The organism is Bradyrhizobium sp. LMTR 3, assembly GCF_001693485.1.
Taxonomy (GTDB): Bacteria; Pseudomonadota; Alphaproteobacteria; order Rhizobiales; family Xanthobacteraceae; genus Bradyrhizobium.
The window spans coordinates 14,115-26,181 of record NZ_MAXC01000011.1; the positions used below are offsets into that span (position 1 = coordinate 14,115).

General features: G+C 61.0%; 11 protein-coding genes and 1 tRNA gene. 9 read left to right on the forward strand and 3 right to left on the reverse strand.

Going from position 1 to position 12,067, the window contains the following annotated elements:
• Positions 1 to 215 precede the first annotated feature (215 nt).
• From LMTR3_RS08875 to LMTR3_RS08885, 3 genes are all read left to right on the forward strand, one after another.
• A complete protein-coding gene (locus LMTR3_RS08875) occupies positions 216 to 1,010 on the forward strand; it encodes a hypothetical protein (protein WP_141686531.1) in 795 nt (264 codons plus the stop codon).
• Positions 1,010 to 3,067, forward strand: a complete 2,058-nt coding sequence (locus LMTR3_RS08880; protein ID WP_084029496.1) for an acyltransferase family protein — start codon at positions 1,010 to 1,012, stop codon at positions 3,065 to 3,067. Before LMTR3_RS08875 ends, LMTR3_RS08880 begins: the two co-directional genes overlap by 1 nt.
• Before the next feature lie 172 nt (positions 3,068 to 3,239).
• Positions 3,240 to 4,016, forward strand: a complete 777-nt coding sequence (locus LMTR3_RS08885; protein ID WP_065744715.1) for a methyltransferase domain-containing protein — start codon at positions 3,240 to 3,242, stop codon at positions 4,014 to 4,016.
• A gap of 269 nt (positions 4,017 to 4,285) precedes the next feature.
• Here the strand turns inward: LMTR3_RS08885 and LMTR3_RS08890 are convergent.
• Together LMTR3_RS08890 and LMTR3_RS08895 are read right to left on the reverse strand one after the other, a co-directional pair.
• A tRNA-Ser gene (locus LMTR3_RS08890) sits at positions 4,286 to 4,375 on the reverse strand.
• Between the two features lie 311 nt (positions 4,376 to 4,686).
• Entirely contained in the window at positions 4,687 to 5,787 is a 1,101-nt protein-coding gene (locus tag LMTR3_RS08895) for an ROK family protein (RefSeq protein ID WP_065744716.1), read from the reverse strand.
• A 386-nt stretch (positions 5,788 to 6,173) separates the two neighbouring features.
• Between LMTR3_RS08895 and rplU the strand changes: the two genes are divergently transcribed.
• From rplU to LMTR3_RS08910, 3 genes are all read left to right on the forward strand, one after another.
• Positions 6,174 to 6,554 (forward strand): 50S ribosomal protein L21, encoded by a 381-nt coding sequence (gene rplU / locus LMTR3_RS08900; protein ID WP_065744717.1) that lies wholly within the window; start codon positions 6,174 to 6,176, stop codon positions 6,552 to 6,554.
• A gap of 164 nt (positions 6,555 to 6,718) precedes the next feature.
• Positions 6,719 to 6,988: a 50S ribosomal protein L27 gene (gene rpmA / locus LMTR3_RS08905; RefSeq protein ID WP_065744718.1), complete on the forward strand. Its 270-nt coding sequence runs from the start codon at positions 6,719 to 6,721 to the stop codon at positions 6,986 to 6,988.
• A gap of 124 nt (positions 6,989 to 7,112) precedes the next feature.
• Positions 7,113 to 7,715, forward strand: coding sequence for a GNAT family N-acetyltransferase (locus tag LMTR3_RS08910; protein ID WP_065744719.1), 603 nt, complete (start codon positions 7,113 to 7,115; stop codon positions 7,713 to 7,715).
• Positions 7,716 to 7,872: 157 nt separating this feature from the next.
• Here the strand turns inward: LMTR3_RS08910 and LMTR3_RS08915 are convergent, their stop codons facing one another.
• The gene (locus tag LMTR3_RS08915) at positions 7,873 to 8,787 is read right to left on the reverse strand and encodes a DMT family transporter (protein WP_065744720.1); all 915 of its coding nucleotides are present in this window, start codon (positions 8,785 to 8,787) and stop codon (positions 7,873 to 7,875) included.
• Positions 8,788 to 8,994: 207 nt separating this feature from the next.
• On the opposite strand from LMTR3_RS08915, the gene LMTR3_RS08920 reads away from it, so the two are divergent.
• The 3 genes from LMTR3_RS08920 (at position 8,995) to proB (ending at position 11,988) form a co-directional block, all read left to right on the forward strand.
• On the forward strand, positions 8,995 to 9,477 hold the full coding sequence (locus LMTR3_RS08920) for a MaoC family dehydratase (RefSeq protein WP_065744721.1): 483 nt from the start codon (positions 8,995 to 8,997) through the stop codon (positions 9,475 to 9,477).
• A 210-nt stretch (positions 9,478 to 9,687) separates the two neighbouring features.
• Positions 9,688 to 10,740 (forward strand): GTPase ObgE, encoded by a 1,053-nt coding sequence (gene obgE, locus LMTR3_RS08925; RefSeq protein WP_065744722.1) that lies wholly within the window; start codon positions 9,688 to 9,690, stop codon positions 10,738 to 10,740.
• Between the two features lie 105 nt (positions 10,741 to 10,845).
• Positions 10,846 to 11,988 (forward strand): glutamate 5-kinase, encoded by a 1,143-nt coding sequence (gene proB / locus LMTR3_RS08930; RefSeq protein WP_065744723.1) that lies wholly within the window; start codon positions 10,846 to 10,848, stop codon positions 11,986 to 11,988.
• Positions 11,989 to 12,067: the final 79 nt, after the last annotated feature.

Genomic DNA, 12,067 nt, shown 5'->3' on the forward strand with positions numbered 1-12,067 from the left:
GGCTCCTTCCTGCGGAATGACAGAAACGGCAACTTTCGCTGGCTTCCGTTTTCATCCGCTCCAGCCGTGCTAGATTTGGGGACCGATTTGGGGACTCGATTACGGTAGAATTGCCTGCGCTTCCAAGAGAGCAACCAAAAAAGGCCTGTTAAGGTAGCAACGATCGGCTTATACACTCGCCCACTGGCGTTTTGCCAGGGGCCGGGGGCCATCAATTGAGTTATTCTATTGCCGGCACTCAACGGCTGTTGCGGGTTGAAGCGCGCTCGACAGTTTACGTTGTCTTGCTGTCACTCGTAAGCGCTGCGGCTGTTCTAGTCGACTTGGCTGCTTGCGTCATTGTATTCGGCACGAATTTCATTCCCGATCTGTTGGCGCCGCGGCAATTTGCTTGGTCGAACGTCCTAACGCAAATCGGATATTTGCAATGGTCCGCGCTGGCACTCGTGATATGGGCGGCCTGGGCCTTCTTCGACCGCGGATCGCAGGCCGCTAAGTTCACGGCATTACATATCGGGCTCGCGCTCGCAACCTGCATCCTGCAATGGTTCGGCCATGGGGTGTTCGGCAACGCAAAACTTGATCTGATTCTCGCGCTAGCGATCGGGCTAGGCCTGACGTTCAATCGGATGGAAGCAAGCTGGCTTGCGGCACGTCTCGGTGTGAACCGTTGCCGAGATGCCATGATAGTGGCGTTGCTGTTGCGGCTGTTTCTATCCGATCGGCAGGAAACCGCCCTGCTATTGCTCAGCCCTGAGTTTCGAGCGTCGCTCCATGCCAGCGAACTCAACGTCATGACTGAGGCTCGAGCCGTCGCCGCGACGTCCGGCGACGTGGCTTGCTTTACCAAGCTAGTCTGCCGCCAAGCAGGCAAACCATTTGCAGTAGACGAATTTAAGACGGATGAACTTGTCGCGACAGGAAGGACAACGCCAGCCGACATTGTCGCGCTGACGCTGCCGACCGGACCGGAAGCGCGCACGTCGTTTTCGCGGTGGTGGCGGTCCTAATGCCATTGAAGGCGATGCTGCAAAGGGAGTACGGATCTCGATCCCACGGCGGGTCAACCACGGCCCGCTTTCCCGATTTTAAATCGTTGAGTTCCTCAACGCCGCACATCACCGACAACTACCGTCCGGACATCGATGGGCTGCGAGCCTTTGCCGTGGTTTCTGTGGTGCTCTATCACGCCTTCCCGAAGGTAGTCACCGGCGGCTATGTGGGCGTAGACGTCTTCTTCGTCATTTCGGGCTTCCTGATCTCGAAAATACTTTTCGGTGAGACAACCGAGCACCGCTTCTCATTCAGAGCTTTTTATTGGCGACGCATCCGGCGCATCTTCCCGGCGCTTGCTGTTTGCTTGGCCGCCGTGTTGGCCTACGGTTTCGTTTCCCTGATGCCGTCCGAGTTGGCGCATCTGGGCAAACATGTGTTCTTCGGTGCAGGCTTCCTTTCCAACATAGTGCTCTGGAGCGAAAGCGGCTATTTCGATCACGCCGCCAGCCTGAAACCGCTCTTGCACCTGTGGTCCCTGGGTATCGAAGAGCAGTTCTACATCTTCTGGCCGGCCTTGCTTTGGGTGGCCTTCCGGATGAAGGCCAAGGTGGGACGATTGCTTGCCGTGTTGTTCCTGGCCTCCTTCGCAATCAACATCGCGCTGTCCATCACCAACATCGTCGATGACTTCTACCTACCCGTCTCACGTTTCTGGGAATTGTTGATCGGGGCGTCTCTGGCATGGCGAAGCCAGATTGTCCTTACGTCCAACATCCGGTCTTGGATTTCTATTGTTGGCTCGGCCGCCTTGCTGACATCTGCGGCACTGTTCACGCCAGGGATACCCTATCCAGGCTGGCATGCTCTGCTACCGGTGCTGGGAGCGGCGGCTATAATCCTGGCCGGCCCCGAGGCGACGATGAACCGGATTGTCTTTTCCAACCGTGCCGCCGTCTTCGTTGGACTGATAAGCTATCCACTCTATCTCTGGCACTGGCCACTGATTTCCTATGCCTATATTATTCGTTTGGGCAAGGCGCCGACGCCCCTGATGGCCACGGCACTTGTGGCTGCTAGTTTTCTGCTGGCTTGGGCCACCTATCGTTTCATTGAGCGTCCGGTCCGCTTTGGCGTGCACCGCCGCCGTAGCACGCAGATCGCCGCGGTTTGCGTGGCGGCCCTCGGTGCCTGCGGGCTGGCAGTGTGGACGAAGAATGGCTACCCAGAACGCTTCCCCCCGCTTCCCGGTATCGATATCCGAAAGATCGGCGACGCCAAACTCGATGCCGATTTCAAGGTTACCAAGGGCATGGCGGTGTTAGACCACGGTTGGACTTTGGTGACCCATCTGGGCCACGGCGAGCGCAAGGTGGCCTTAAGCGGCGATAGCATGCTGTTTCACTACGGGCCCCGAGTGCAGCAACTGGACGACGATGGACAGCTTGCGGCCAACACTTATTTCGTGACAGGCCCCCGGTGCCCGCCGGTGCCGAGAGTGATCCAGCGGGACAAATTTGCGCGTTGCGATAATTTGCCCGACATTTTGCTCGACCTGGTACGGCGTGAGAACGTGCAATCGGTGGTTCTCGGTGCTGCATGGGCAGGCTACAGCGACGAAGATATGCTTATTGAGCGGGATGGCAGGCGTTTGCCCTTAAACACAAAGGAGGGCATGGACGCCTTCTACGCTAATCTTGAAGACTATGTACGGTTGTTACAGGGCTACGGGGCCAAGGTCTATTTGGTTCTAGGGATACCCCAACACGAGCGTTTCAATCCCGGCGAGATGGTAACGCGCAGCCTAGCCGGCGTGCGAATTGCTCCGGACGTTGAGAAAGCAGTACCCATCGCCGGGCTGCGATCCGTCCATGGTACCGTGGACGCCAAGCTGCGCACCATCAGCGAGCACACTGGGGCGGCGCTGCTCGATCCCCTTCCTGACGTCTGCGGCGGCGGCGAAGGTTGCTCGCCCTTCTTCGGAGCGGGCGAGCCCAAATTCTCAGACCGCGTGCATCTACGTCCCGTCTTCGTGCGGGAGCATCTGCGCTTCCTCGATCCTTTGTTGAAGTGACCATCCCCGCGAAGATGATGCCCGTATCCTGACGAGGGACGAGGGGCGCAATGTTCGGATGCGCATTGGGACGAAGCAAAGGCCATCCAGTGACCGCTGCTCATGAACGGCAGGGCCTTGACGTTGATGTTCTCGGGATGGTTGTGATATTGAGTTTCCCGCTGGAGAGAACATGCGGGACGTAGTGACGGGCTTCTATGTTGACGTGCTTCGCAAGTTGATTGCGAATGGCACCGCATCGCTGGATGACCGTGTTCTCGTGGTTTGCGGCGGCCCGCTAGATCAGCAGGTTATGGGCATTGTCGGATTTACAAATGCGACGGTCACGAACCTGGACGACGGCATGTCGAACAACCGACAGGATGCAGAGAATCTTTCGTATGAGAATGGCTCGTTTGATCTGGTCATCGTTCACGCGGGCCTTCATCATTGTTATTCGCCGCATCGGGCGCTTCTCGAAATGTACCGGGTCTCCCGCAAATGCGTTGTTGCCTTCGAATCCCGTGACAGCCTTGTGATGCGCGCCGCAATCCGCTTAGGCCTGACGCTTGATTATGAAGTCAATTCTATCTCGGCGGACGGCAAAACCGGCGGCGTCGCGAATACCGGCGTTCCAAACTATATCTTTCGGTGGACCGAGCGCGGCGTGAAAGAGACCATCGCCAGCTTTGATCTAGCGTACGTTCCGAAGATAGATTTCTTCTATGAACTGAGACTGCCGGTCCAGCGTTTCGCGAGAGCCGGACAAACAGCGCTAAGAATCTTCTCTCTGATCATAGAGCCGCTCTCGCGGCTGTTCGTCCTTCTCTTCCCGAAGCAATGCAATGAGTTCGCTTTCGCGATCACGAGGACCGGGCAACTCCAGCCGTGGATGGCCGATCCTGAGATGATCCACATGGCAAAAGGCAAAGAACAGGGACGCCAGGCCCAATTCGAACTGATCGCCTAGAACACCATGCTGCACGCGGCAGCCATTGCAAAGAGACTGCAAAATTCAGCCGAAACACCGCTGACAGCTATGCAAGGGCGATGAAGAAAGCGGCACCGGAGATAGCGGCTAAAGAGCCGGGCAACATGGGGAACGGTCGTTCAGCGCGTTTGCCCCTTGTACGCCAACGCGAGAGTGATGGTGTTTGCCGCGAGTTGGAGACGCGTTCGGGGACTGCTCCGCCCCTTCACAAAAAATAATAATGTCTTCAATCACTTAATTTAACATCGTGGCGGAGAGGGAGGGATTCGAACCCCCGATAGGCTTGCACCTATGCCGCATTTCGAGTGCGGTGCATTCAACCACTCTGCCACCTCTCCAGGTGCCAAGGCGGGCCGGATTCGGCCCTGCGGTCGGGCCGTGTTCTAGGCGAGGAAGCCGGGGCAGACAAGGCGCGCGGCGGAGAAATTCGCGCCCAAATGGCGAACTCGAGGGGATTTCGGGAAAATGGGTGGGACCGCCAGACGCGACAAAAACCGGCGGTCCCGTGCCGCTGCTTTGAAATTCTGGCCGGGAAGTGCGGCTTCGCCGGCCAGCCGGAGCGACGAAATGACGGTAGCAAGGCGGCGCGAAACGGCAACGTGAACCCGGTTTTAACCTAACCAGTCAACCTTACTGGCCGCGCGGAGCGCTAGTCGCGGCTCTTTTTCGCCTTCTTCTCGTCCTTGCCGTTGGCCTTCCGCCTGTTGGTGAAGCGCGCATTGCCGAGCCCGGTGCCGATGGTCAACACGCCCCAGCGCTCGACATCCTGCATGAAGGGAACTTCGGAAAGGCCCTGCACCACGCCGTCATTGTGCATCAGCACGGCGGTGTCGTGCGCACCGATCTGGGGGATCGCCTCCACCAGGCTTGCGGGCAGGTTGAACTTGCTGCTTTCCCAATTGCCCGGCAGGTTCTGCGCGCCCTTCTCGATCGAGCCGTCCTCGTCGATGACGCCAGGGCACGCGATCCCGATAAAGGGCGCAAGTTTCAGGCCTTCCACGTCTGCCGCGGCAATCAGGTCCTTCAGCATCTTCACCAGCCGTTTTACCGCGCCTTCGCGCGTCGGCTCATCGTCGGCATGCCGCCACAGCTCGGACCTCCAGACGTCAGCCTTGGAGAGATCGGGCGCCTGCTTCCAACGCGTCTCCACGACGCCGCAGCGGATGTTGGTGCCACCAATGTCGACCGCGAGGATGCTGTCGTGGCCCTCGAAGATCCAGGACGGCGCCAGATGCAGCGTGCCGATCAGGCCGGCGTCATCGGGATGAAAGCGGATCGGCAACAGGTCGACTTCGAAGTCTTCGGCCTTGAGAATGAGGTCGGTGCGGGCGATGGCGATCTCGCCGACCCGGCTCTGCCGGAAGCCGCCGCCGACCACGATGCGCTCGGTATCGGCCCACGCCTTGGTCTTGAGGAAGCGGCGCGTCACATGGGCCAATTCCTGCGCGAACTCCTCGATCGCGCCGTGAACCAGCGCGGCGGCACCGACATCGTCGCCGACCAGCGCCTCGTCGAGGTCGCCCTTGGCGATCTCGACGGCGGATTTTTTGCCCAAGGGATCGTCGCCGTTTTTCTTCAGCGGCCTGCGTAAGTCGTCCAGTATCTTGCGGAAGGCGCCCTTGCTGGCGCGGTCCCCGAGAAAGCCCTCGTCGTCCTTCAGTTCGACGTTGAAGCTGTCGACCTCGACTGACGGCAGGCGGGTGGCGCCGTGGCGGGCGATGCCGGTATTCGTAACGATGTCTTCTGCCATTGCCCTCGCCCTGCCGGACCTCGCCGGCGACAACGGGCGGGGAACCCGTTGGTTTCACAAGGAACGAATGGCGAGTGGCAAATAGCGAATGGGGCGGTAAATGAGGGCCCCTCTATCCGCCACTCGCCATTCGCCGTTTCGCGGCCAAATCCTTCATTTTTGGCCGGTTTTCAGACCCTTTTGCCTTGACTCAGGGCATTCTCGGGCTATAAGTCCCCGCATCCGGCGCGGGATTTCTCGCGCCGCTTGTTTTTGCGTGAAATCTTAAGGGGTTTGCTCCCCGGCCGCGCAAAAATCGTACCCATAACGACTGACCAAAAAGCCGACCCGGACAGCCCTTTCGGGAATACGTCCGAGGCCGGGATCGAACACGAAGGAAAAAAACGATGTTCGCAGTCATCAAAACCGGCGGCCGGCAGTACCGCGTCGTTCCGGATGATGTGCTCGAGATTGGCAAGATCGCCGGCGAAGTCGGCACGATCGTGCAGCTTGGTGAAGTTCTGGTGGTCGGCGGTGACACGCCGGTGCTGGGCGCGCCGACTGTGGCAGGCGCTTCCGTTGCGGCCGAAGTGCTGGACCACAAGCGCGGCCCCAAGGTGATCGCGTTCAAGAAGCGTCGCCGCAAGAATTCGCGCCGCAAGCGCGGCTATCGCGACGAGATCACGGTACTTCGCGTCACCGAGATCCTGACCGACAACGCCACGCCTTCGATCGGCCCGCGGCCGAAGAGGGAAAAGGTCGCCGCACCGGCTGCCAAGGACGACTAGGCGCCGAAGGCCGCCAAGAGATAAGGCTCCGGCCAAGAAAGCCGCAGCGAACGGCTAGAGCGACCAGAAGGTATGCGCCTCGACGAAAGTTGAGGCGTGAGAAAAAGTGAAATGATTCCGTCAAGGAATTGATCTAGAAATATTCGAGAAATCGGAGACGGGCCATGGCTCACAAAAAAGCAGGCGGTTCATCGCGAAACGGACGCGATTCAGCGGGCAAGCGCCTTGGCATCAAGGCGTATGGCGGCGAACACGTGATTCCCGGCAATATTATCGCGCGTCAACGCGGCACCACCTGGCATCCCGGCCTTAATGTCGGCATGGGCACCGACCATACTCTCTTTGCCAAAGTCGAAGGTCATGTCGAATTCCGTGCAAAAGCCAATGGCCGCACCTTCGTATCGGTAGTTCCGATGGCGGAGGCGGCCGAATAGACGGTGGACAAAATTCGAGTCCGCCGGATCCTGTTGAACCGGCGGAGTCGAAATGGGCTCCAGGGGAGGCGGGAAACCGGCCTCCCCTTTTTAATTTGCGCATATTCGCAATCAGGAGCCCGACATGTTGCAGGACATCCCGATCCAGACCCCGACGCTGCGTCAGACGAGTAGCTGCGTCCTCGAGACCGAGCGGCTGACACTGCGCCGGCCGACGCTCGCGGACGTAAAAGCGATTGCGCACCTCGCCAATGATCGCCGCATTGCGGAAAACACCCGCCGCCTGCCGCATCCCTACCTGCAGGACCACGCGGTCGAGTTCGTGCGGGCGAAGGCCACCGATAACAGCGAGACCGTGTTTCTGATCGAACATAACTATTCGCCGATCGGCATGGTCGGCATCGACCGCACCGACCCGGATGCACCGGAACTCGGCTACTGGCTCGGCGTCGCGCATTGGGGCCAGGGTTTCGGCACCGAGGCCGCACGCGCCGTGATCGATTTTTTCTTCGAGGAGTTCGATGCCGAACATCTCATTTCGGGCGCCCGCGTCACCAACCCGGGGTCGCGAAACATCCTGGAGAAATGCGGCTTCCAGTGGAGCGGCGTCGAGTTGCACCGCTTCGAAGCGCTGGGATGCTCGACCCCGGTCGACCGCTTCCGCCTGACACGCAGCGTGTGGGCATCGCTGAAGAACTGGGGCTCATCGACGAGAAGAGAGCGGTGAATACCCTCCCCTGGAGGGGGAGGGTCGGCACGCATCGCAAGATGCGTGACGGGGCGGGGTGATCTCTCCACTCGGGCACTGTTGGATGTGGAGAGACCGTCACCCCACCCCGCCGCTTCGCGTCGACCCTCCCCCTCCAGGGGAGGGTGGTAAACAATCACGCCGGCGGATTGACCACCGCTTCTTCACGCCCGAGCTTCTGTTCTCGCAGGAAGATATAAATGCCCGCACCGATGATGATGGCAGCGCCGATGAGGGTCGAGATTGACGGCACGTCGCCGAACACGACGAAGCCGAAGATCACCGCCCACACGATCATCGAATATTGATACGGCACCACGACGCTGGCCGGCGCGAGTTTCAGCGACCGGTTGATGCACAAGAGTGCAACGACGGAAACCACACCCGCCGCGGCAAACAGGCCGAGACTGCCGGCGCTCGGCGTCACCCAGCCGATCGGCGACATCAGCGCGCCGAGCAGGAACGTGCCGCCGAACTGCGTGGTCGTCAGCACGATATCCGGCGTCTCCCGCAGCGAGCGCGTGATCAGCATCAGGAACGCGAACGACAGGCTGCCGCCGAGTGCGATCATCGCCGGCCAGCTTACCGTTTGCGTGGACGGGCGCAGCGCAATCAGGACGCCGCAGAATCCGACCAGGATCGCGGTCCAGCGCCGCCAGCCGACCCGCTCGCCGAGCACGATGCCGGAAAGCGCGGTGACGAAAATCGGCGAGGCCAGATAATAGGTGATGACGTCGGCAAGGGGCAGATAGACGGTGGCGAGAAAGAACGCCGCGACTTCGAGCGTCGAGAGCGTCACGCGCAATAGCTGCAGCCACGGCCGCTCGAGGCGCGAGAACTCGGCGCGCTGCCTCCAGATCACCGGCAACAGTACCAGCAGCGCCGCGCAAGCGCGCAGCCACAGCAACTGCCCGACCGAATAGGTCGCGACCATGAATTTCCCAAGCGCATCGCCGAACGAGAACATGAAGATTGACAGCAGCATCAATCCAATGCCGGCCAGGCGTGCGGAGCGCTCGTCATAGGTCGAGATTTTGCCGAACAGGCTCATGACGTTTCCTGCTTATTGTTCTTCGTCATGGCCAGCGCGTCCCGGCCATCCACTTTTGGTGCTAGCCACGTTGTCGGATGCCCGAGGACCTTTAGCGCGAAGACGCGCTTCGCGCTATTGCCCGGGTATAATCAATTGAGACGGATCGATTGCCGCAGCCACAGCGCTGCGGTACCGGTATCGCTCCAAAACGGCAGGAAATCCGAGATGAGCGCGTTCGACCCCGCCCAGCATCGCATGGTGAGCGAACAGCGCTGGTTCGAGGATTTTGTGCTCGGCGAACGCTTCGTGATTCCTAGCCGGACCCAGACCTCGGCGGTATCAGCCGCGTTCCAGACCGCGAGCGGCGATACCCATCCGATCCATTATGATGTCGAATATTGCCGCGCCCGCGGCATGCCGGACCTGCTCGCGCATGGCTTCCAAACCCTGGTCCATACCGCGCCGGGTGCAGGCCTGTTTCCCTATCTCGTCGAGGAATCGCTGGTCGGCTTCCTCGAGCAATCGAGCAGGTTCCTGAAACCGGTCTATGCCGGCGACACCATTTATCCGGCGCTTGAGGTGATCGAACTCGTCCCCGGCCGCACCACCGGCGTCGTGACGCTGCGCTCGACGGTGTTCAACCAGCGCAAGGAGCTCGTTCTGGAAGGAATGCAGAAATTCCTGGTTCGCCGTCGACCGGCCTCATAGGAGGCCGTGGCTTCCGGTTCCGAAAAAGGCCCGAAAATTAAGGCTTTTCGCCAATGTTGCGAGCCTTGAGGGTTGCCGCGCGGGGGCCCCAGCCCTAACTACAGACTGGTTCTGATTGAATCAGAAGCAGTCTGTAGAGTCCTTTGTTTTGACGCGTTTTCTTGACGCGAACCGGTGTCCACTTCGCTCGAAAACGCTATAGTACAAATCATGAAATTCCTTGACGAGGCAAAGGTCTATATCCGCTCCGGCGACGGCGGCAACGGCTGCGTGGCGTTCCGCCGCGAGAAGTTCATCGAGTTCGGCGGGCCCTCCGGCGGCAATGGCGGTCGCGGCGGCGACGTCATCGTCGAGGTGGTCGACGGGCTGAACACGCTGATCGACTATCGCTACCAGCAGCACTTCAAGGCGCAGAAGGGCACCAATGGCATGGGCAAGGACCGCCATGGCGCCAACGGCAAACCGATCGTTCTCAAGGTGCCGGTCGGCACGCAGATATTCGACGAGGACCGCGAGACGCTGATCCACGACTTCACCGAACTCGGCGAAAAATTCGTGCTTGCCGAGGGCGGCAATGGCGGTTTTGGCAACGCGCATTTCAAATCCTCCACCAACCGCGCGCCACGCAATGCCAATCCCGGGCAGGAAGGCGAGGAGCGCTGGATCTGGCTGCGGCTGAAACTGATCGCGGACGCCGGCCTCGTCGGCCTGCCCAATGCCGGCAAGTCGACCTTCCTTTCCGTCGTCAGCGCGGCCAAGCCGAAGATCGCCGACTATCCCTTCACCACGCTGCATCCGCAGCTCGGCGTCGTGAACGCGCAGGGCCGCGAATTCGTGCTCGCGGACATTCCCGGCCTGATCGAAGGCGCGCATGAAGGCGCCGGCCTCGGCGATCGGTTTTTGGGCCATGTCGAGCGCTGCCGCGTGCTGCTGCATTTGATCGACGCGACCTGCGAACACGCCGGCAAGGCCTACAAGACGGTGCGGACCGAGCTCGAAGCCTATGAGGGGCATCTCGCCGAGAAGATCGAGATCGTCGCGCTCAACAAGATCGATGCGGTCGCGCCGGATGAATTGAAGAAGCAGAAAGACCGGCTGAAACGCGCGGCGAAGAAGACGCCGCTGTTGCTCTCCGCCGCCACCGGCGAAGGCGTGCCGGAAGCGCTGAAAGCGCTGGTCGAAGTCATCGGCGAGGCCCCGGTTTCCCTGAAGGCCAAGGGCGGTCAGGACCCGTGGGCGCCGGTCCCGCCGCCGCAAGGCTGATACCCACGAGGCTGATACAAAGTTAGCCTTCCCGCGGCCGCGCCACTTCCAAATCAGGGGACTGGCGCGTATTGCTTCCGACCATCCGCATCACCCGACCGCATCATGAAACGTCCCGCGCTCAAAAACTTCCGCCGCATCGTCGTCAAGGTCGGCTCCTCGCTGCTGATCGACTCCCATGCTGGCGAAGTCCGTTCGGCATGGCTGTCGGCGCTGGCCGCCGATATCGCCAAGCTGCACGGCGAGGGCCGCGATGTTCTCGTCGTCTCGTCAGGCTCGATCGCGCTCGGACGCAGCCGGTTGAAGCTGCCGCGCGGCCCGCTGAAGCTGGAAGAAAGCCAGGGCGCCGCCGCCGTCGGGCAGATCGCGCTGGCGCGGATATGGTCGGAAGTGCTCGGCGCTCATGGCATCGGCGCCGGGCAGATCCTGGTAACGCTGCAGGACACCGAGGAGCGCCGCCGTTATCTGAACGCACGCTCGACCATCGCCAAACTGCTGGAGTGGCGCGCAGTACCCGTGATCAACGAGAACGACACGGTCGCCACCAACGAGATCCGCTACGGTGACAATGACCGTCTTGCCGCGCGCGTCGCCACCATGACGAGCGCCGATCTGCTGATTCTGTTGTCCGATATCGACGGGCTCTATGACGCGCCGCCCGGCGCCAATCCCAACGCAAAGCTGATTCCGATCGTCGAGTCCGTTACCTCGGAGATCGAGGGCATGGCGGGCGCGGCCGAATCCGAACTGTCGCGCGGCGGCATGTTCACCAAGATCGAGGCGGCGAAAATCGCGACGACATCAGGCACCCATATGCTGATCGCCTCGGGCAAGATCGAGCATCCGTTGCAGGCGATATCAGATGGCGGACGCTGCACCTGGTTCCTGACACCCGCCAATCCCATCACCGCGCGAAAGCGCTGGATCGCGGGCTCGCTGGAGCCGAAGGGCACGCTGACCATCGATGCGGGCGCGGTCGCAGCGCTCCGCGCGGGGAAAAGCCTGTTGCCGGCCGGCGTGACCCGGATCGATGGCCAGTTCGCCCGCGGCGACGCGGTGGTGGTGCGCGGCCCCGATACCCACGAGATCGGCCGCGGCCTCGTCGCCTACGACGCCGAGGATGCGGAAAAGATCAAGGGCCGCTCCTCGCCGGACGTGATGGCGATCCTCGGCATCAGCGGCCGGGCAGAAATGATCCACCGCGACGATCTGGTGGTGGGCCCGAGCGGAGCCATTCCGGCCAAGTAGGCCAATGGCCGAGTGGCCGTTTGCCGGTACCGGCAGCCAGCCATGCCGGTTCCGGACCTCGCAACAGAGGGATTTCCGT